The sequence below is a fragment of the Rhodococcus sp. P3_B8 genome (genome assembly GCF_056402775.1).
On sequence record NZ_JBFUGT010000059.1, the window covers coordinates 1 to 21274 of the forward strand.

Consider the following 21274-nt stretch of genomic DNA (forward strand, 5'->3'; position numbering starts at 1 on the left):
CGTCTATGGCGGCCAGGAGCGCGACCAGCGCACATCGGAACGGCGTGGCCAGCTCATCGAGGCCGGACTCGACCTGCTGGGCAGCGCGGAGGGCGACCACGCCCTGACCGTGCGCGGAGTCTGCAAGCAGGCCGGACTCGCCACCCGCTACTTCTACGAGAGCTTCACCGACCGCGACGCGCTCACCGTCGCCGTCTACGACCACGTCGTGGAGCGGATCGCCACCAGCACCCTGGACGCCGTGTCGAACGCCGGGCCGGGTGAACGCGACATCGTGCGCGCCGGCGTCCACAACATCGTGCGGGAGGTCGCCGAAGATCCGCGTCAGGGCCGTCTCATGTTCTCGGTGGCGCAGTCGAGCGCGGTGCTGGCGCAGCGCCGCCTCGACAGTTCGCGGCTGTTCGCGGGCCTGGTCACGAAGCAGACGGTCGGGTATTACGAGGTGGCCGAGAGCCCGCGACTCGACCTGGCCGCGCACTTCATGGTCGGCGGCCTGGCGCAGACCCTGACGGCATGGTTGAACGGCACCGTGACCCTCCCCGAGGACGAGCTCGTGGACACCTGCACCGAACTGCTGCTCTCGATGGCCATCCACACCCGTTAACCTCTACCTGTGCTCCTCTCCGATCGCGATCTCCGTGCCGAAATTTCCGCTGGACGTCTGGGCATCGACCCGTTCGACGATTCGATGGTCCAGCCCTCGAGCGTGGATGTGCGCCTCGACAGCCTGTTCCGGGTGTTCAACAACACCCGGTACACGCACATCGACCCAGCTCAGCGGCAGGACGAGCTGACGACGCTGGTCGAACCGGCCGAGGGGGAGCCGTTCGTCCTGCACCCGGGTGAGTTCGTTCTCGGCTCCACTCTGGAGGTGTGTTCGCTGCCCGACGACCTGGCGGGACGCCTCGAGGGCAAGTCCTCGCTCGGCCGCCTCGGACTGTTGACGCACTCCACGGCCGGGTTCATCGACCCTGGCTTCAACGGGCACATCACCCTGGAGCTCTCCAACGTCGCGAACCTGCCCATCACCCTGTGGCCGGGCATGAAGATCGGCCAGCTGTGCCTGCTGCGGCTGTCGAGCGCAGCGGAACACCCGTACGGCAGCTCCGCCGTCGGCTCCAAGTACCAGGGCCAGCGCGGCCCGACGCCGTCGAAGGCCTACCTCAACTTCGCGCAGAGCTGAGCCCCGCGGCCCGACGAAAAAATTGCAAACCGAGTGGTCCGCTACTCGTGTGTATTGCGGCGGGTGAGAGAAGACTGGGATTCGAAGCCGCCCTCTCCTGGGCGTTCGATCCCGGAGGCCGCCATGAAAGACGTAGTCGTGTTGTTGCCCGGCATCGGCGGGTCGGTCCTCGCCCGTGACGGCAAGGACGTATGGGCACCGACACCGGGCGTGGCGCTGGCGGGCGTGCTGTCGCTGGGCGGGAACATCAAACGCCTGAAGCTCGACGGCGACGATCCGGACGTCGACGACCTCGGCGACGGCGTCGTGGCCACCCGCCTGGTCCCGGACTTCCACTTCGTTCCCGGGCTGGACTGGAAGATCGACGGGTACACGAAATTCCGCGACGACGTCGTCCGCCGATTCGGGGTGGTTCCCGGTGACAACTATTTCGAGTTCCCCTACGACTGGCGGCGCGACAACCGGGTGGCGGCCCGCGCCCTGGCCCGACGGACCCATGACTGGCTGACGCGGTGGCGCGAGAAGTCGGGGAACGCGGACGCGAAGCTCGTGCTGGTGTGCCACTCCATGGGCGGAATCGTCGCTCGATTGTTCCTCGAATTCCTGGACGGGTGGCGTGATACCCGCACCCTCGTCACCTTCGGCACCCCGTACTCGGGTTCGGTCAATGCACTCGACTTCCTCGTCAACGGGTTCCGCAAGGGCTGGGGCCCGTTCACCGTCGACCTCAGTGCGCTGATCCGGTCGTTCACGTCCGCCTACCAGTTGCTGCCGTCGTATCGGTGCATGGCGGGCGACGACGGGTCGTGGCTCGCGCTCGACGACGAGAAGCTCGACTGGTCGGAGACGGGTCTCGACGCCGGCCGGATGGGTGCGGCGGTGCGCCTGCACCGAGGTCTGCGCGACGCCGTCGACGCGCGGCTGGATTCGGGACACGACGGCTACGACATCCGGCCGGTGATCGGCGACTTCCAGCCCACCAAGTGGGCCGCCCGGCTCGCCGGGACGAAGGTCGAGACGATGACCGTGCGCGGACCCGACGAGAGCGGCGGCGACGGCACCGTGCCGAAGTTGTCGTCCACCCCGCACGAACTCATGACGGGATGGAAGAACGCGGCCTTCTTCAGCCAGCGGCACGGCTCCCTCCAGAACGACGACCCGGTGCTCGACCATGTGGGCGGAATCCTGAACACCGCGACACTCGCGCCTCCGAACGTGTTTCCGGCGGTGAACGAATCGGTCGCGCTGGAAGTCGACGACGTCACGACCGCCGAGCCGCTGGTGATCCGGGCGCGCACCGGCGCCGGGGGCGCTCGGCTTCTCGCGACGGTCGAGCCGATGGCCGGCGGTCCGAGCCGGGAACACCCGCTGGTGTCGACCGCAGACGGCTGGCAGCAGACCAGCCTCGACGGGCTGACCGCCCAGGACTACCGGATCACCGTGCGCGCACCCGGGGTGCACCCGGTCACCGACGTCGCGAGTGTGGTCGACCTCGACGAGATCGCCCGGTCCGTGGACGTCTAGGAGCGCGGACGCATGGGACCGACACCCGGTTTCGAGGCACTGGAGATCAGCGTTCTCCGGGCCGGCGACCACGTCTGGCTCTCGGCGCAGTCGCGGATGGGTTCGGTCTTCGCGGTGCGGCGACCGATCCCGGAATGGAAACTGCCGAACGACGTCACCGGGAAGACGATCGACACACCGTCCGACTGGTTGACCGACACCGTCCGGCACGCGCGCACCGACGCCGCAACCCATGCGCTCGACGTCGGGAAGGTGTTGACGGATCTGGTGTTCGGGGTTCCGGACATCGTCACCCTGCTGCAGCAGAGCCGGGGGTTGGCCCGGACCACGGGAACTCAGCTTCTCCTGCGCGTCCTCGCCGCGCCGCAGGAAGTGTGCGCCTGGCCGTGGGAGTTGCTGCTGGATCCGCAACGACCCGACCAGTTCCTCGCCATGGCGCGCGACGTCCACGTGGTGCGGTCGGGACGGTCGCGCACCTATCCGTTGCGGCAGACGCCGATCGAGCCGCCGCTCAACCTCCTGCTGGTGATGTCGAGCCCCTTGCGGGAGGGCCCCGAGGATTCCGAGGCCCCGTTCGACCTGTATGCCGAGAAACGTAGCCTGCTGTCGGAATTGCGGCCCCTGGTGGACCGGGGTCTACTCCGCGTGGTGGTCGAGGACCGCCCGTCGGTCGAACGGCTCCGCAGTCGAATGGGCATGCAGAGACGCGGGTTTCACCTCTTCCACTACCTCGGCCACGCCAATCCGGACGGGCTCAAGCTGGAGCAGGGCAACGGCCGCGGGCGGCTGCTGCCCAGCCAGGAATTCGCATTGCTGCTGCAGCAACTCCCGGACCTCCGGCTGGCCGTGTTCGCGGGCTGTGAGACCGCACGCGCGCCGGACGGTGCCACCGACGACGACCCATGGCCCGGTCCGCTGTCGTCCGCCGACATCTGCGTGCGTGATGCATGCCCGATGGTGATCGGGATGCAGGCGGTGCTGCCCTTCCGGACGGAGCGACTGCTGACGCGCTTCTTCTACCAGGCACTGACCGCCGGCCAGCCTGTCGCCGAGGCGTTGCGGCTGGCGCGGCTCGCGATCAACGGCGACGAGAACAGCGGTGACCCGCTGCTCGACTGGGCGGTTCCGTGCCTGTTCGTCGGGGGTAGCGAGCCCGGCGCGATCATCGACCCGGAGGCGCGGGCGCGGCCGGAGCCACCGTCCCGGCGGGTCGGGTTGCGGCTCGGTATCCATCAGGGCGAACTTCGCTTCATCTCCCGCCTCGCGGAGCTGCGCGAGGGGGTGGACGTGCTGTCCGGGCAGACGCCGGCGCGGTTGCTGCACGTCGTCGGAATGCCGTCGACGGGAAAGACCTCGCTTCTGGACCGGGTGCTCGACGAGCTCGACCCGCAGATCGCACATCTGTACATCAGCGCGAACCGGCTGCTCGCGGAACCCGACCCGGTCCGCGAACTGGCCCGCCTCGTCGACGAGCTGATGCGCGACATCGGGGTGCGCACCGTCCGGCCGGGCAGATTCAGCGCCGGCGACTGGTGGGAGCGACTACTCGGCGACCTCACCGAAGTCCCGGTCGCGATCGTCATCGACGACGGTGACCTGCTGCTCGGCGACGCACCCGGCGCCCCGGGCCTCCTCGACGCGCTGGTCCTGCTGACGCAGCGGCGCAGCAAGGCGCGGCTCGCGGTGGCGGCCACCGCGGACCTCGTCGAACTGACGCGACCGCTCCGCCCCTCGGAAGTGCGCACGATCCGCCTCGACGCCCTGTCGTGGCCCGAAGTGTGGCAATGGATCCGGCGCAATCTGCCGACCCTGACCCGCTATCCGGAGAAGGACCTGTCCCGGCTCTACACCGACGTGCGGCACCTGGAACTGTGGGAGCAGTTGGCCGATCTCGCCGCCCGGAACGGCACGTTCGACCCGCGGGACCTGCCGGTCCTCGTCCGGCAACTCGGTGTCGGCGCCCCGAAAGCGGAGCCCCAGGTATCGAACGGGTCCGACTTCTTCGGCGCCGAAACCGCTGTGCCCGAAGCGGAGGTGGCGGCAGCGTCGCCAGTGCGGCGCGCGTTGCGGTTGGCGGTCGCGGGTCCGTTCACGGTGGGCCGACGCGAGGAGATCGCCGTCTCTGTCACGCAGTGCGCCATCAAGCACGGGGTTCCGGGGCGGGTAGTAGCCGGAGAGACGGGGGAGGGCGAATCGGCACTGGCCGAACTCCTTCCCGGGGAGCTGGCCTTCGGCGACGGTATCCCGTCCGAGCGCGACGTCTGCCGGTGGATGGAGGACGCGGCCCTGGCCGACGCGGACATCCTGGTGTTGGACTACGGCAACGCGGTGCCGACGGATGCGCAGAATGCGGTGATTGCGCACCTGGTGAGCGACGGCAGGCTGGTGATCGCCTCGGGCGACCACTCGGACGAACCGGCATATTCGGCCTGGAGTGCGGACGCGTTCGCCGTCGGAGCCGTCGAGGACGACGGCACACTCACCCACGAAACCCCGTACTTCCCCGACGCGGGAAAACCCGACATCTACGCGCCGCGGACGATCACCGGGACAGTGTGCGAGCAGCTCGTCGATCGACCGGAGATGGACGGCACGACGTTCGCCGCGCTGTACGTTGCGGTTACCGCGATGCTGGTGTGGGCGACCGACCGCGACCTGACGGCGCAGGAGGTCCGGGTGCTGCTGGTCGAGACGGCGACACCGATACCGGCGGCGCGGGGCGACACCGCGAAGCAACTCGACGTCGAGGCGGCGCTGGATTCCGCGCGGCGGAAGGTCATCGTCGGCGCGCTCGGGTCGGACGCACTCGAACTCGGGCAACTCCTCGCGGAAACCCCCATCCGGCCGGAACTGGCGGTACCCCTCCTCGACGACCTCGTGGCCGACGGCGACCGCATCCGACGGGTCGTCCGGAACGGCATCGAACAGTACGAACGCGCCGACACCGTGGTCGGACCGAGAAACGAGTAGCCCACTACGCATGACCGACGTGCCCGCGACGAGCAGGCTCGCAATCACAGGACGAGCCGCCCGACCTACGTGAGGACCGAGTCATGACCATCGTCGACAACATCGGAGACGGACAGTCGCAGCGCGCGATTCCCGGGGGAACGTTCGAGGCGGAATGGCAGCGACAACGCGATGCGGCGGACCTGCGTGCCCGCGAACGGGCACCGCAGCGGGGCGAGCACGTGGACGCACTCAACGGCCCCGGAGGCGTCGCCGCCGCGGATACTCCCGAACGGATCGCGAAGCGCGTGGACCGGCTCGGTCGCTACTACGGCAATGGGGACTGGGAGTCCGACGCCCTCCCGGATCGGTTACTCGAGAAAATAATCAACACAGCCGATTTCGTCGGCGTCCGATACCTCGATGCCGGCGCAGCCGCCGCCCGGTCGATCGGGCGCGTCAACATCCGCGACGCGCGGGGAACCCTGCAGGGCTACGGCACGGGCTTCCTCGTCTCACCCACGCTGCTGCTGACCAACCATCACGTGCTGCCGAACGCGGACACGGCCCGCAGCAGCGTGATCGAGTTCGACTACCAGGACGGCATCGACGGAAAACCGCACCCCGTGCAGATGTTCCCGCTGGACCCGGGTCGGTTCTATCTCGCCGACCGGGACCGCGACTTCGCGCTCGTCGCGGTCGGAGCCGAACCCGGAACGCTCGCCCAGTTCGGTTTCAACCCGCTGATCCAGGCGGAGGGCAAGGCCGTCATCGGCGAGTTCGTGACCATCGTGCAACACCCCCGCGGCGAGAAGAAGCAGATTGCCCTGCGGGAGAACCGTATCGTCGACATACCCGAGCGGTTTCTGCACTACTCGGCCGACACCGAACCCGGATCCTCGGGTTCGCCGGTCTTTAACGATCAGTGGGAGGTGGTCGCGTTGCATCACGCGAGCGTGCGGGCGCCGCAGCACACCGAGTTCGGTGGTGTCCTCAACGAGGGGGTGCGCATCAGCCGCATCCTCGAGTACGTGCGCGCGCAGAACCTGGCCCCGCAGTCGCGTGACCTCGTCGACGACGTGGTCCGCGCGGAGCGGGCGGAACCGACGAAATCCCCGGCCGTCGAACGCGAACGGGAAGTGACCGTCCGGGTTCCCCTCGAGATCACGGTGCGTCTCGGCTCCGTCGACTCACCGGCCGCCGCCCGGCGACCGCCTGAGCCCGAGGCGATCTCGATCGACCCGGACTACAGCACGCGCGGGGGGTACGACGCGAACTTCCTGCGCGTGCCGCTACCCCTTCCGCGGCCCGGGACACCGTCGGTCGCGTCCCCGCAGTTGACGTATCACCACTTCAGCGTCGTGATGCACCGATACCGGGCGCTGGCGCTGTTCACTGCCGTGAACATCGACGGAACGCAGTCGCAGAGCCCGCGGCGCGACAGCGACAGATGGATTCTCGACCCGCGACTTCCGGCCGACCAGCAGACGGGGGAGGACGTGTATCGCGACAATCCGCTCGACCGCGGACACCTCGTGCGCCGACTCGACCCGGCGTGGGGACCGCTCGCCAAGGCCGCGAACGACGACACGTTCCACTTCACCAATTGCACTCCGCAACATCACAGTTTCAACGCCGGCCAGACCCTGTGGCTGGGCCTCGAGGATTACGTCCTGAAGAACGCGGACAACGCCGGTCTCGCCGTCAGCGTCGTCACCGGACCCGTTCTCGCGCCCGACGACCCCGAATACCGCGGGGTGGCGCTGCCGCGTCAGTTCTGGAAGACGGTGGCGATGGTCAAGCAGGACGGCGGTCTCTCGGTCACCGGATACCTGCTCAGCCAGGCCGCCCTGCTCGACGAATTCGCCGAGGGGGAGGAGGCGTTCTCCTACGGCGCGTACCGCACGTTCCAGGTGCCCGTGCGGCGGATCGCCCAGTTGACCGGTCTGGTTCTCGATCCCTACATCGCGGCCGATCCGCTCGAGCGGATCGAGGCGAGCAGCCTGCCCCGCGAACTGATCCGTCCCCAGGACCTGATTCTCTGAAACCGAAAGGGAGCCCGACGCCATGAGCACCAACGAATCAGAGGTCGATCTGCCCACGCAGCGCACCTGTGGGGCGATGGACGTGCACCGCCGGTTGTTGACCGAGTCGGAGTCGTATCGCATCGCCCGATCGGAGATCGAGAACCAGACCATCGACCTGGAATCGCTGCAGTCGATCGCCGCCCGCGGCGTCGCGCGGATTCCGGTCGTCGTTCACGTCGTGTGGAAGGCTGCGGCGCAGAACATTTCCGACGCGCAGATCGAGAGCCAGATCGCGGTGCTCAACAAGGATTTCCGGGCCACCAACGACGATGTGGACACCGTTCCGTCCGTGTTCGAGTATCTGGTCGGCGACGCGGGAATCGAGTTCTATCTCGCCGACACGGATCCGGACGGGCGGGCGACGAACGGAATCACCCGAACTGCAACCGAAGTCGACGCGTTCGACCAGAATGACGGCGTCAAATCCGCGGAGACCGGCGGCGCCGATCCGTGGCCGACGCAGAGATACCTGAACATCTGGGTCTGTGCGCTCGGCGGTGGTCTGCTCGGATACGCGCAGTTCCCCGGCGGTCCGGTCGCCACCGACGGCGTCGTGATCACCTACACCGCGTTCGGGACGACGGGCACCGCACGGGCCCCGTTCAACCTCGGGCGCACCGCGACCCACGAGATCGGGCACTACTTCAATCTCTTCCACATCTGGGGCGACGACGGTACCGGGTGCCGGGGCTCCGACGAGGTCGGCGACACACCCAATCAGGGCGGGCAGAACGTCGGGATGCCGCGATTCCCGCACATCAGTTGCGGGAACGGCCCCCACGGCGACCTGTTCATGGATTACATGGACTACACGGACGACGCCGGGATGGTCATGTTCACCAAGGGGCAGGGCGCGCGGATGGGAGCGTGCCTCGACGGTGTCCGGAAGCAGTTGTGGACCGGGCGGGCCGCGAGTCCGGCATCGTCTGCCGTCCTCGCCCGGGGCGCCGCCACCGGCCGCTGGGGGCATTCGTTCGAGGAGGACCACGACGGCCTCCGCGTCTACCGGCCCGCCGAATTCGACTTCCCGCGCGCGAGGGGGCGCGGCGGTATCGAATTTCGGCCGGACGGCTCGTTCGTCGATTGGGCGATCGGCCGGGGAGACGCCAACGAGGCACGAGAGGGGACGTGGGTGCCCGCCGACGACGGACGGCTGGAGGTGACCACGGCGGCGGGCGACTCGCGCACCGTCCGGGTGGTCCGGCTCGAGGAGGACCGTCTCGAATTGGACGTGGGTGACGCCTCCGGATAACCCCGCGACCAGACCTGCTCTGCCCGTTCCTTTCACCCGCGGAGGATGACAACTCGAGAATCCGAACGGCCTACCGTGGCTGGAAACCCTCTCCGCCCGACATTCGGAAGGAGCCTTCGATGAACCAGATCCGGCCCGGCAGACCGGCCGCCCCCACCGTCGACGCGAAACGGCTGTGGGCCGGAGGTGCCGCCACTGCGCTCGTTGCAGCCCTGGCCGCGGTCGTCGGGCTGTTGATCGTCCGCGGGCTGCTCGACATCCCGGTGATCACCCCGGCGACCACCGTGGGAAACTCCCAGGCGAGCACCCTCGCCGTCGGCGCCGCCGTCGCCGCCCTGACCGCCACCGCGCTCCTGCACGTGCTCATGGTCTCGACGCCACGCGCGGCGACCTTCTTCGGCTGGATCTGCGTACTCGCGACCCTCGTCGCAACGCTGTGGCCGTTCACTGTCGAGGCGACCGCCGCGTCGCGGATCGGCAGCGCGGCGATCTACTTCACCGTCGGTATCGCGATCGTCTCGCTGCTCTCCGGCGTCGCGGGATCGGCGCGGACGTCGCGGCCGGAAACGTGGTGACCGGGCGCCTGGGAGTCATTCCCGACAGGCACCGTCGCACATTGGCCGAGCTCGGCGAACGCCTCGATCTCTCGGTCGGCGACCGGGACGCCAAACGTTCCGCGTTCTGGGTGATGTTGACGCTCTCGGCCGTGATCGCGGTGGCCGGTGTCGTGGGTGATTCCACCGCCACCGTCATCGGTGCGATGATCGTCGCACCGTTGTCGACGCCCATTCTCGGGGTGGGGTTGGGCATCACCACCGGCAACGGCCGCCTGATCGGGCACAGCCTGTTCTACGTCCTCGCCGGCATCGCCCTCGTCGTCGTGCTGGGCATGGCATTCGCGCAGGTATTACCGAATCCGTCGAGTGTGCTGACCAATTCGCAAGTGACCGGCCGTACGTCACCGACCCTGATGGACCTGGCCGCCGCGCTGGCCACCGGCCTGGTCGGTGCCGTCGCCGTCGCGAGGAAGGACGTCGGTGACGTTCTTCCCGGTGTCGCCATCGCCATCTCCCTGGTGCCTCCCCTCGCGGTGGTGGGGGTGTGCCTGGGATCGGGGGCTCCCTCCCTGGCTGTGGGGGCGTTCGTGCTGTTCGCGTCCAATGTCGTGGCGATGGTCATCACCGCGACGGCCGTGCTCGTCGCTGCGGGATACGCCAGGGAAGTCGGGAGCGCCACCGGCGCGCACCGGCGGCGCGCGTATACCGTCCTGGCGCTGGTCCTGGCCGCGGTCGCGATCCCGATGGTGGTCAACTCGCTGTCCTCGCTGTGGGCGCAGCAGATCTCCACCGCAGCGGAGAACTGGCTCGCCGGCACTCCCGGCGCCGAGGTCACCGACGTCACCTGGCAGGGCGGCACTGCCACGGTCGCGGTGCTCGGTCCCGAGACGCTCCCGCCGGTCGACGAGCTCGAGAAATCCGTCGATGCGCTGGTCCCGTGGAACCCCGAGGTGCAGGTGCTGCACACCGTCGGGGCTCGGCTCGTGGCGGAGTGACCGGTTGTCCGCCGACCTCGCCTGCGTCGAACCGGCACGAGTCGAAGTCAGTATTTCTTGGCAGCAGCATGTTTCGTTGCTCCCCACTGCCGTGCGCTACACGACGGCATTCGGCCCACGAGTGGGTCGTTCACTCTAGCGGTGGGACCTACCTGCGGAGATATAATTCTCTGACCTGGTATTCATACTCAGTGACGCGGTTCCGCCGTACTCGGGGAGACGGATTGGCGCGCCCCGAAAGGAATTCCGATGTCTACTCGACACGTGGTGGGCCGGTTGGGTGCAGTGATCGCCGTGGCAGGCGCACTGTCGTTCGCAGTGCCCGCGGCCGTCTCCGCGGCGCCCTTCATCCCCGGCTCGATGTCGACGTGCGCCCCCGGCGCGTGGCTGACGTTCAACGCGGAGCGGGTCGCGCCCGACCGGATCCGGTACACCACCGCCGCGCCGCTCGCGCAGTGGAACGGCGCCGTCGTGCAGTTCACGAACCTCACCACCGGCTTCCGGGGTGTCGCGTTCGTCAACGACCCGGTACCCGCCGCCGTGGGATTCGGCCCCGTGCTGAGCGAGATCGCCGGACTGCTGCCGTGCTTCGTCAGCGCGGGCGTCACCATGTCCTGACCCCTCAGCTGGGGTCGGAGCCGCGGACGGCCGCCAACCACACCGCGACGGCCGCCGCCACACACGTCGCGCCGGCGAACGCCGGGACCCCGCCGCCCGCGACGTAGACCCACAATGCCCCGACGAACGGTGCCGCCACCGCGAACTGGGCGTCGAGGACGAGCCGGCGGACCGGCCGAGCGGCCACCCGCGCGCGCACCGGACCGTCCGGATCCGGACGAGACGGGTTGTCGATCAACCGGCCGGCCGGCTCCGAACGACGCGCTCGACCGGAGGGAAGCAGTCGACGGCCTTCCCAGACGACGACACGGCGACGCCCCACGCCGTGCACCGTCGCCGCGGTCGGCGTCGGCAGGGTGACCAGGACGGGATCGAAGAACACCGGAATCCACAACGAACCCCGTTCCTCACGAACCTCGATCCAGGACCTGCTGGTCAGCCGATGCTGCTGGCGGACCCGGTACACCGTGGCAGGGCGACCCGGCTCCGACCCCGAACGGGTAGCAGCGAACCACGTGTAGCCGGTGACACCGAGCACCGTCGCCGCGACCACGACCAGTGCGCTGAGCTGATCGGCGTCGGCGACCACGGCGAACGCGCCGCACACCACCAGCGCACACGCGCCGACGGCAACGGGATAGCGGACGGCCACGAACCCGCTAATTCAGGAAGCCGATCTTCGTGTAGTCGTAGGACGCAAGGCCGGCGGCACCGAAGTTCGCCAGGTTGTCGCGCACCGCGACATTGCCCGGCGCCTGCACCAGCGGCAGCGAGAACCCCTCCTCGAACACCGCGGTGTCCACCTCGTTGGCCAGTTCGATCGCCTTCTGCGGGTCGAGTTCCGAGATCGTCCGCTCGATCAGCGCATTCAGTTCGGGCGAACCGATCCGGCCGTAATTGCCCTGCAGGTCGTCGGGGTTGTACGCGTAGATCTGCGGCAGGCCGCTGAGCGGGAACGGGTCACCCACCCAGGAGAATTGGGCGATGTCGAAGTCGCCGGGCTGGATGACATCGGTGAAGAATCCGGTGCCGCCGCGGGTGTCGATGTTCAGTTTGACGCCGATCTGCGCGAGGTTCTGCTGAAGGATCTGCGCGATCTGGACCCAGGTGGTCGACTGGTACATCACGTCGCGGATCTCGAGCCTGCGCCCGTCCTTCTCCCGGAACTCGCCGTCGAGTGTCCAGCCGAGTTCGTCGAGCCGCCTCGCGGCCTCCTCGGGGTCGTAGGAGACGGCTGCGCTGTTGTCCTGGTAGCCCTCTTGACCGTTGAGGTAGATGTGGTTGTTCAGCGGCTGGGGATCGTCGACCAGACCGTTCTGGATCGCGGTCGCGATGCCCTGCCGGTCGATGCCCTTGGACAGCGCCACCCGCAATTCCGGATCGGCGAGGATCGATCCCTCCGCGCCGTTGAACGTGATGTGCGAGAACTGGTTTCCCGGCGCCCGGCGGATCGCGATTCCTGCCGAACCCTGTGCTGTCTTCACCTCGTCGATGGTGCCCAGTCCGGACGCGTCGATCTCGTTGTTCTGCAGAGCGGGAATGCGCGCGGCGTCGTCGAGAACGCTGTAGGTGATGGTGTCGAGCTTCGGGGTGTTACCCCACCACGCGGGGTTGCGGCCCAGTGTGATTCGGTTCTGCGCCCTGTCGATCGACGCGATCTGGAACGGTCCCGACGTCAGCGTGACCCCGTCGCGCAGACTCTCGTTGAACGCCTCGGGGGTCGCGGTCACCGACTTCGGGTAGAGCATCGAATTGCCCGCGAACTGGCCCTTCCATTCGGCGTACGGCTCGGCGAACGTGATCACCGCCTGACGGTCGTCGACGCCGCGCTCGACCCTGTCCACCCGCTCGAACCCGGACGTGTTCGCGATCAGGAAGTCCTTGTTCTCACCGCTGAGCGCCGCGGCCTGGGACTGGATGTCCGCCCACGTGATCGGGGTGCCGTCGGACCACACCGCCCTCGGGTCGATCGTGTACGTGACCTGCTGGGGATCGGTGCCGGTGAGCGCGACGTCGGTGAAGTAGTCGTGGTTCACCGACAGCGCTCCCGAGGCGTCGGTGCTGAACGCGCGGGGCATCATCGGCTTCAGCATGGCGCCGATCTCGGTGTCGTTGCCGTCGTTGGACAGCGTGTTGAAGTTCGGGGGGAAACCCGACAACGCCAACCGCAGGTTTCCGCCGTCGCGCAACTCGCTGGGATCGTGCGGGTTGATGTCGTTGGTGGTGCCGATCGACCCGGATCCGGCCTCGACATCACCGGTGTCCGAACCCCCGCAGCCACCGAGAAACAGTCCGACGGCCAGGACCGATACCGCGAGGCGGGTGCGCGCCGAACGAATCCTCATGGGGGTGCCCTTCCTCGAAGTTCGCTGAGGCTAGTGTGCCAAAAACGTCGGATCCGGAACGGGAATTGCCTCGAGGAGCGCCCGGGTGTACTCGTGCTGCGGATCCTCGAAAATCATCTGCGCTGCCCCCGACTCGACGATCCTGCCCCGGTACATCACCGCGACGTCGTGCGCGATATTGCGGACCACCGACAGGTCGTGGGAGACGAACAGGTACGACATGCCCCGCTGCTCCTGAAGATCGCGCAGGAGGTTGAGCACCCCGGCCTGGATCGAGACGTCGAGCGACGACACCGGCTCGTCGAGGATCAGCAGTTCCGGGTCGAGGGCGAGCGCCCGGGCGATGCTGATCCGCTGCTTTTGGCCGCCCGAGAAATCGGCCGGATAGCGATCGGCGTGCTCGCGGCGCAACCCGACGAGGTCGAGCAACTCCGGTACCCGGCGGCCGACCTCCTCACGCCTGCGACCGTCCAGCCGGAGTGGCTCGGCGAGAACGTCGAACACCGGCAGTCGGGGGTCCAGTGACGCCGTCGGATCCTGGAAGACGACCGCCATCTTGCGCCGGATCGCACGCTTCTCGGGTGGGCTCAGCGCCGCGACGTCGGCGCCCAGCACCGCGATCGAACCGGATTCCGGCGCGGCCAGGTCGAGAATCTGCGTCAACGTGGTCGATTTGCCCGAGCCGGATTCACCCACCAGCGCCAGCGTGCGGCCGGCGCGGATGTCGAAGCTGATGCCGTCGACCGCCCGGATCTCGCCCCGCTTGCGGCGGAACACCAGACCGCTGGTGATCGGATACGTCTTCACGAGATCGGTCACCTGCAGCACCACCCGCTGTTCGGGTGGCGTCTCCGCGGTGGGGGCGGGTGCCGGCTGGTCCCGCCGATACGCCGTGAACAGGTCCCGGGTGCCCGCCTCGTCGACGCGGATGCACGCAGCCCGATGACCGGGTCCGGTCGAGACGAGTTCCGGCTCGGCGAGCAGGCAGGCGTCGACCGCGAGCGGGCAGCGCGGCGCGAACGTGCAGCCCGGTGGCAGCGAATGGAGCGCGGGCGGGGCACCGGCGATCGAGACCAGGCGGCTCCGGATCGGCGCATCCATCCGGGGTACCGACACGAGTAGCCCTGCGGTGTAGGGCATCCGGGGTTCGGCGAACAGTTCGCGCACCGGCGCCGACTCCACCACCCGGCCCGCGTACATCACCACCACGCGGTCGGCCAGCGTCGCGGCGATGCCCATGTCGTGGGTGATCATCACGACGCCGGCGCCGGTGAGGTCGCGGGCCTTGCGCAGCAGGTTCAGGATCTGCGCCTGCACGGTCACGTCGAGGGCGGTGGTCGGTTCGTCGCAGATGATCAGCGCGGGGTCGTTGGCGATGGCGATGGCGATCACGACGCGCTGTCGCATGCCGCCGGAGAACTCGTGGGGAAAGGCCTTGGCGCGCACCGCCGGATCGGGTATCCCAACCAGGTCGAGGAGCTCGACAGCACGCTGCGCGGCATCCTTCTTGCTGCTCGCCCTACCGTGGACGAGCAGCGCCTCGGCGATCTGGTCACCGACCCGGTACACCGGCGTCAACGCGGACAGCGGGTCCTGGAACACCATGCTGACCGTCTTCCCGCGCAGCGCCGACAGCTCCTTGTCGCCCATGCCCAGCAGCTCGCGGCCCTGCAACCGGATGGAGCCGGTGACGCGCGCGTGCTCGGGCAGCAGACCCATCACGGCGAGCGACGCCACCGACTTGCCCGAACCCGACTCACCCACGATGGCGAGCACCTCGCCGTCGGAGACGCTGTAGCCGACACCGCGGACCGCCTCGATGCGGCCCTCCTCGCTGGGAAAGCTGACCCGCAGGTCCTCGATCTCGAGCAGCGGCCGCCCGCTCACCGCGTCGCCTTCTTCTTCCGCTTGCGGGACCGGGCCCGCGTCGAGCTGGGGTCGACCGCGTCGCGCAGACCGTCGCCCACCAGGTTCGCCGACAGCACGGTGATCACCAGCAGTCCGCCCGCGAACAGGAACAGCCACGGGTAGGTGAGCGCGGATTCGGTGCCGTCGGCGATCAGCGACCCGAGAGAGATGTCCGGCTTCTGGACACCGAACCCGAGGAAACTGAGCCCGGTCTCGGCGAGGATCGCGGCACCGACGTTCAGGGTCGCGTCGATGATCAGAATCGACGCGATGTTGGGGACGATGTGGCTGGTGATGATCTTGTGGGTGGGGGCGCCCATGTACCGGGCCGCCTGGACGAACTCCCGCTCGCGCAGGCTGAGCGTCATTCCCCGGACCATCCGGGCGGTGATCATCCAGCCGAACACCGCCAGCAGCAGGATCAGCAGGGCGATCGAGCTCGAGGACTTCAGCCGCGGAGTGAACACGGCGATGATGATGAAGCTGGGAACGACGAGCAGCAGGTCGACCAGCCACATGATCACCCGATCCGGCCAGCCGCCGACATACCCTGCCAGGGCACCGACGAGCGCCGCGATGGCGGTGGAGAAGATCGCGACGCAGATCCCGATGATCAGCGACTTCTGCAGCCCGCGCAACGTCTGGGCCAGAACGTCCTGGCCGATCTGGTTGGTGCCGAACGGATGTTCGGCGCTGGGCGGCTGCAGCAGCGCGGTGTAGTCGAGTTGCTGATAGTCGTAGGGGAGCAGGTAGGGTCCGACGAAACTGCCCACGAACAGCAGCACCAGGACGCACACCCCGGCGATGGCGGGCTTGTTCCGGAGAAACCGCCGCCACAGCAGGGTCCGGCGACCGACGGCCGACACCGCCGCATCGGTGGACGCGATCTGGATCTCGGTCATCCGACACGCACCCTCGGGTCGAGCGCCGCGTACACCACGTCCGAGAGGAGTCCCGACAGCAGCACGATCAGCCCGGTGAACGACGTGATCGCCACGACGATGTTGGTGTCCTGATTGTCGATGCCGATCACGATCCACTCGCCGATGCCGTGCCAGCCGAAGATCGTCTCGGTGAACGTCGCGCCGACGACCAGCGCCCCGAATCCGTAGGCGAACAGGGTCGCCATCGGGATCAGTGCCGTCCGGAGCCCGTGCTTGAGCAGTGCCGCCCGCCGGGTCAGTCCCTTCGCCCTGGCGGTCCGGATGAAGTCACTCCCCAGAACGTCGAGCATCGCGTTGCGCTGGTACCGGCTGTAACCGGCGATGCTGCCCAACGCCAGCGCGATGGTCGGCAGCACGAGATGCTGCACGCGGTCGACGAACTGCGGCCAGAACCCGGTGATCGTGCTGGCCGAGGATTCTCCGGTGTACAGGAAGATCTGGTTGCCGGTGGCCGAGTTGATCTGGAGAGCACCGTATTTCAGCAGGGTCGCGACGAGGAACACCGGCGCACTGAGAATCAGCAGCGACAGGACGGTGCTGAAATAGTCACTGAACTTGTACTGCCGGATCGCACCGGCGGCGCCGATCAGAACACCCAGCACCGCTCCGATCACGGAACCGAGGATCAGCAACCGCATGCTCACCAGGATCCGGCGACCCAGCTCGTCCGACACCGGCTGACCCGTGATGGTGGTGCCGAAGTCGCCGTGGACCACGCCGCCCAGCCAGTTCGCGTACCGGACCGGGATCGGATCGTCCAGATGCAGTTCGGCGGCCTTCGCGTCGATCACCGATTGCGGTGGCCGCGGATTGCGCTGCTCCAGGCTGTCGAGCGGACGGAACGTGAGCGAGGCGAGACTGAACGTCAGGAACGACGCCAGCAGCAACAGCACCACGTAGTTGAGCGCTCGTCGTAGCAGGAAGCCGGCCATCCGTCCCCCTCGCAACTAGGGCTCAGGCTTGAAATTATAGGAGCGTGGCGTCGGACGTCAGCTCGTCTCGGCGAAACCGGCGCCGGGTCGGAGATCGCCGCCAGGCACGTCGCGTCCCCGCTTGTTAGCGTGGCGGGGTGATACTTCGTGCCGGGTCCGCCGAATCGCTGACGCGGCGCACGGCACACCTCACGACGTACGAGGAGCACGCGGTGACCGTCCCGCGCTCCGGCGATCGTGCGGTGGTCGCGGTGCCGCGCGGGGTGACGCCGTCCGCGGTCGCGTACTACCTGCACGGGCGGACGGGGGACGAGAGGTCGATCGACGACCGCGCCGGCCTGCGGGACGGCTTGCTGGACGCCGGCTACCTGGTCGCCAGCCCGTACCTGCACGGCGACCAGTGGGGAAACCGCCTGGCGCAGGACGCCGTGGTCGCACTGGACGAGTGGGTGTCCCGCCGGTGGCCGGTGACAGTTCGGTTCCTCATCGGCGAATCGATGGGTGGTAACGCCGCCGCCAACGCCGTACGCCTGCGGGAGGTCGCGTGGGACGGAGCCGTGTTCATCGCTCCGTCGCTGTCGCTGCGCGCAGTGTGGGAACGGGGCGAACACGGACGCGACACCGTGCGGGACGCCTTTCGGTTGTCCGCGGACGGGCAGGACCTCGAATCGAAGACCGAGCGCTGGGACGCCGTCCGGCACGAGCCGGGAGACTATGTCGGAGTGCCGATTCGGGTGTACGCGTCGCGGGAGGACGAGGTGGCGAACATCGCCGGCGTCACGGGACCGTGGGTCGAGATGCTCCGCCGCGGCTCGGACGTCGTCGAGTTCGTCGAGGTGAGCGGACCGCACGTCTCGGAAGACCACTTCCGCACCGCGGAGGTCGTGCAGTTCTTCGAGAGGATCCGGTGAACACGGGGAGGCCTTCTCGGCGAAGACCTCCCCCCGTGTTCAGGCCTCGGTGCGGTGCGTGGTGTCCAGGCGGAAGATGTTGGTGAAGAAGTCCTTGACGGCCTGGATCTTCTCGTTGGTCAGCTCGATGGCGTGGCGACGCGATTCTTCGAGCGCGGTGGACATGGCGGCTTCCTTTCGTCGAGGGGCACAGCATGGCGATCGACAGTCTGCCTCACGATGCTGACGTCCGCATGACGAACAGGTGTCCTCCGTGCAACTCGAACCGCAAGCGGGGGAGCACCTTCGGCTAACCTGGCACGATGACGACGAGCAGCACGGACGGCCGGGTCGCGATCACCTACTGCACCCAGTGCCAGTGGCTGTTACGCGCAGCGTGGATGGCGCAGGAACTACTCGGCACGTTCGGGCAGGAACTCGGCGAGGTCGCGCTCGTCCCCGGCACCGGCGGGATCTTCCGCATCACCGTCGACGACGAACTGATCTGGGACCGCAAGGAGCAGGGCGGCTTCCCCGACATCACCGTGCTCAAGCAATTGGTCCGGGACCGGGTGGCACCAGACCGCCACCTCGGGCACAGCGACCGTAAGAGTCCCTAGGGTCAGATTCCGACCGCGCGCTCGAGGGCGCGCAGTTCGTGCCCCAGCCGGGCGGGGATCGACTTCAGGTCGGGCACCGCGCTGCGGCAGCCGGTGACCCCGAACGAGATGATGTCGTCGTTGCTGGTGCAGGTGATGTTCAGGCCCTGGCCGTCGACGGGCACCGACAGCGGGTAGATCGCGTCGAGTCGCGCCCCGTTCCAGTACAGCGGCGAGCTGGGGCCCGGAACGTTGGAGATGATGAGGTTGAACGGCGGGCGCACCCGCGAGTTGTGCCCGAACAGCATGCTCGCGCCGATCGGTGCCGCGCCGAGAGCGCTCATCGCGAGGATCTGCGTGGCACTCATCGTCTCGTACGCCTCCTTGCCCTCGCGCATGGACGTCCGGATGGTGTCGAGGCGATCCGCCGGATCGGGGAGGTGGGTGCCGAGGTTGCACATGAGCACCCCGATGTTGTTGCCGTTCGACGCCTCGCGCTGACTCTTCAGCGACACCGGCACCATCGCGATCAGCGGCTCGGCGGGCAGCGCGTTCTGGTCCTCGAGGTAACTGCGGAGCGCCCCGGAGGACATCGCGAGCACGACGTCGTTGATGGTGGTGTCGGACAGCTTGGCGACGAGCCGGAGACGTTCGAGCGGCCACGACTGCGCCGCGAACTGGCGGGCACCGGTGATCGGCACGTTGAACGGGGTCTTGGGTGCGGACAGGGCGAGCGGGCCGCCCTGGTCGCGGAAGGCGCGGGACACGGTGCCGGCGAGCGCGGGCACGAGCCCGGCGACCTCACCGACGGTGTCGCGGGCCGCGCGGAACGTGGAACCGGCCAGACCCGACAGGCTGAACGCCTTCGACGGCGTCCGCTGCGGCCGCGGTCCCCGCGGCTGCCACGGGGCCGGCACGTCCCGGTCCTCCGAGTTCTCGCTGAGCGCGCTGCGCAGCATCTTCATCGCGGTGACGCCGTCGGCGACCGCGTGGTGGATCTTGGTGTAGACGGCGAACCGTCCGTCGCTCAGTCCCTCGATCAGGTGCATCTCCCACAGCGGGCGGCTGCGGTCGAGCAGCGATCCGTGCAGCCGCGAGCACAGTGCCATCAGCTCGGCCTCGCCCCCGGGGGCGGGCAGCGCGTCGTGCCGGATGTGGTGACCGAGGTCGATGTCGTCGACGGTCTCCCAGCTCCACTGACCGAGCGTCGAGAAGGACCGGTGGGCTCGCTTGGCGAGCCGGGGGGTGACGATTCCGTCGCCGTCGGCGAGCGCGCGGTCGAGCATCGCGCGCATGTCGTAGGTGTCGGCGCCTTCCGGGAGCTGGAAGATCTCTACGCCGCCGACATGCATCGGGTGCTCACGGGACTCGCCGAGAAGGAACATCGAGTCGAGAGGGGACATGGGGAGCGGCATCTAGGGCCCTTTCCATCCCGTAGACGACTTCCCGGATCGCGGGAGGGCTCGTCTGTGGTCTGAGGTAACGGGAGATGGTGACGTTCCGTTTGTCAGGGACCACCACCGGATAACTAATTGATATGGGACGGGTCACGAAAGCGTGACGTCGTATTTCTACAGGTTTCGCGTGAGCCATGCCACTAGACAAGCGTCCAGTTTGGTGGGTGTCATTCGGGTGGTGTACACCGAACATGAACTCCGTGTGAACATCCGAATTTTGTGCACTCAGTGCGGAATTCGCGAATCCCGGCCTGCATAGGGCCGAAAGTCCCTACTCGGTAAGAATTGTGGCATGAACAAGCACTGGGCGGTTGTAAAGCACGTGCCGTTCGAAGGGCCGGCACTCGTCGGTACTTTGCTGGCGGAGCGGGGAATTCGCTACACCGAGTACCCCATGCACCGAGCGTCGGAACTCCCGGCCGTTCACGACATCGGCGGCCTCGTGGTGATGGGCGGTCCGATGGGCGCACTCGATGACGTTACCCACCCGCAACTTCCACGAGAGCGAAACTTCATCAAAGAAATTGTGGACGCCGGACTTCCGATGCTGGGAATCTGCCTCGGCGCGCAGCTTCTCGCCGCCTCGTTCGGCAGCGCGATCCGCCGGGGGCCGACCCCGGAGAACGGCGCCGGGACGGTCACCGTGTCCGCGGACGGGACGCGCGATCCCGTGTTCGGTTCGGCCGGCGCCGAGGTGCCCGTCGTCCACTGGCACGGCGACACCTTCGACCTCCCCGACGGCGCGGTCCGGCTGGCGAGCAGTCACCTCTACGAGAATCAGGCGTTCGCGATCGGCCGCCGGGCGTACGGGTTGCAGTTCCACGTCGAACTGACCCGCGCGCAGCTGCCGGTGATGCACGCCCACATGCCGCCGGGCACCGCGCCGTCGGGGGAACACCTGGACGACGTGGAAGCGGCCGGACGGATCATGATCGGCTCGTTCCTCGACCTCGCCGAGAGCTGAGGGGATCGGGCGAGCGGTCGCCGATGAGTTTTGCGCACCGCTGCGGTCTGTATCGATGACCTTCCGCACT

The 21274-nt window shown here is 68.0% G+C and carries 19 protein-coding genes; 12 read left to right on the forward strand and 7 right to left on the reverse strand.

Annotated elements, in window-relative coordinates:
• From AC1D1G_RS19865 to AC1D1G_RS19905, 9 genes are all read left to right on the forward strand, one after another.
• The coding region (locus tag AC1D1G_RS19865; protein ID WP_477953404.1) for a TetR/AcrR family transcriptional regulator at positions 1-604 on the forward strand (604 nt) is incomplete at its 5' end.
• Between the two features lie 9 nt (positions 605-613).
• Entirely contained in the window at positions 614-1183 is a 570-nt protein-coding gene (dcd, locus tag AC1D1G_RS19870; protein WP_005238072.1) for a dCTP deaminase, read from the forward strand.
• Between the two features lie 123 nt (positions 1184-1306).
• Positions 1307-2707, forward strand: a complete 1401-nt coding sequence (locus AC1D1G_RS19875; protein ID WP_477953406.1) for a lipase/acyltransferase domain-containing protein — start codon at positions 1307-1309, stop codon at positions 2705-2707.
• A 12-nt stretch (positions 2708-2719) separates the two neighbouring features.
• Complete coding sequence (locus tag AC1D1G_RS19880) at positions 2720-5677, forward strand: CHAT domain-containing protein (RefSeq protein ID WP_477953407.1); 2958 nt, start codon at positions 2720-2722, stop codon at positions 5675-5677.
• Between the two features lie 83 nt (positions 5678-5760).
• Complete coding sequence (locus tag AC1D1G_RS19885) at positions 5761-7701, forward strand: DNA/RNA non-specific endonuclease (RefSeq protein ID WP_477953409.1); 1941 nt, start codon at positions 5761-5763, stop codon at positions 7699-7701.
• Between the two features lie 22 nt (positions 7702-7723).
• Entirely contained in the window at positions 7724-8995 is a 1272-nt protein-coding gene (locus AC1D1G_RS19890) for a zinc metalloprotease (protein WP_477953410.1), read from the forward strand.
• 119 nt (positions 8996-9114) lie between these two features.
• On the forward strand, positions 9115-9570 hold the full coding sequence (locus AC1D1G_RS19895) for a DUF6069 family protein (protein WP_477953412.1): 456 nt from the start codon (positions 9115-9117) through the stop codon (positions 9568-9570).
• Positions 9564-10547, forward strand: a complete 984-nt coding sequence (locus AC1D1G_RS19900; RefSeq protein ID WP_477953414.1) for a TIGR00341 family protein — start codon at positions 9564-9566, stop codon at positions 10545-10547. Before AC1D1G_RS19895 ends, AC1D1G_RS19900 begins: the two co-directional genes overlap by 7 nt.
• A 249-nt stretch (positions 10548-10796) precedes the next feature.
• Positions 10797-11165 (forward strand): hypothetical protein, encoded by a 369-nt coding sequence (locus AC1D1G_RS19905; RefSeq protein ID WP_477953415.1) that lies wholly within the window; start codon positions 10797-10799, stop codon positions 11163-11165.
• 4 nt (positions 11166-11169) lie between these two features.
• On the opposite strand, the gene AC1D1G_RS19910 is transcribed toward AC1D1G_RS19905, so the two are convergent.
• Genes AC1D1G_RS19910 through AC1D1G_RS19930 form a run of 5 tightly spaced genes read right to left on the reverse strand, consistent with a single transcriptional unit; the run spans position 11170 to position 17294 of the window.
• Complete coding sequence (locus tag AC1D1G_RS19910) at positions 11170-11775, reverse strand: hypothetical protein (RefSeq protein ID WP_477953431.1); 606 nt, start codon at positions 11773-11775, stop codon at positions 11170-11172.
• Positions 11776-11824: 49 nt separating this feature from the next.
• Complete coding sequence (locus tag AC1D1G_RS19915; protein ID WP_477953416.1) at positions 11825-13510, reverse strand: ABC transporter family substrate-binding protein; 1686 nt, start codon at positions 13508-13510, stop codon at positions 11825-11827.
• Between the two features lie 30 nt (positions 13511-13540).
• A complete protein-coding gene (locus tag AC1D1G_RS19920; protein ID WP_477953417.1) occupies positions 13541-15397 on the reverse strand; it encodes a dipeptide ABC transporter ATP-binding protein in 1857 nt (618 codons plus the stop codon).
• On the reverse strand, positions 15394-16320 hold the full coding sequence (locus AC1D1G_RS19925; protein WP_283351714.1) for an ABC transporter permease: 927 nt from the start codon (positions 16318-16320) through the stop codon (positions 15394-15396). The genes AC1D1G_RS19920 and AC1D1G_RS19925 overlap by 4 nt, the downstream gene beginning before the upstream one ends.
• Complete coding sequence (locus AC1D1G_RS19930; protein ID WP_280780759.1) at positions 16317-17294, reverse strand: ABC transporter permease; 978 nt, start codon at positions 17292-17294, stop codon at positions 16317-16319. Before AC1D1G_RS19930 ends, AC1D1G_RS19925 begins: the two co-directional genes overlap by 4 nt.
• Before the next feature lie 137 nt (positions 17295-17431).
• On the opposite strand from AC1D1G_RS19930, the gene AC1D1G_RS19935 reads away from it, so the two are divergent.
• Complete coding sequence (locus tag AC1D1G_RS19935; RefSeq protein WP_477953418.1) at positions 17432-18205, forward strand: serine aminopeptidase domain-containing protein; 774 nt, start codon at positions 17432-17434, stop codon at positions 18203-18205.
• Between the two features lie 39 nt (positions 18206-18244).
• Here AC1D1G_RS19935 and AC1D1G_RS19940 read toward each other — a convergent pair whose 3' ends face one another.
• Positions 18245-18370, reverse strand: coding sequence for a hypothetical protein (locus AC1D1G_RS19940; protein WP_005257351.1), 126 nt, complete (start codon positions 18368-18370; stop codon positions 18245-18247).
• 137 nt (positions 18371-18507) lie between these two features.
• Here AC1D1G_RS19940 and AC1D1G_RS19945 point away from each other — a divergent pair, with 137 nt between their 5' ends.
• Positions 18508-18804, forward strand: a complete 297-nt coding sequence (locus tag AC1D1G_RS19945; protein WP_011597547.1) for an Rdx family protein — start codon at positions 18508-18510, stop codon at positions 18802-18804.
• A 2-nt stretch (positions 18805-18806) separates the two neighbouring features.
• Here the strand turns inward: AC1D1G_RS19945 and AC1D1G_RS19950 are convergent, their stop codons facing one another.
• Entirely contained in the window at positions 18807-20198 is a 1392-nt protein-coding gene (locus AC1D1G_RS19950) for a WS/DGAT/MGAT family O-acyltransferase (protein ID WP_283333413.1), read from the reverse strand.
• A 334-nt stretch (positions 20199-20532) separates the two neighbouring features.
• Between AC1D1G_RS19950 and AC1D1G_RS19955 the strand changes: the two genes are divergently transcribed.
• A complete protein-coding gene (locus AC1D1G_RS19955; protein ID WP_477953420.1) occupies positions 20533-21204 on the forward strand; it encodes a type 1 glutamine amidotransferase in 672 nt (223 codons plus the stop codon).
• The last annotated feature ends 70 nt before the right edge of the window (positions 21205-21274 follow it).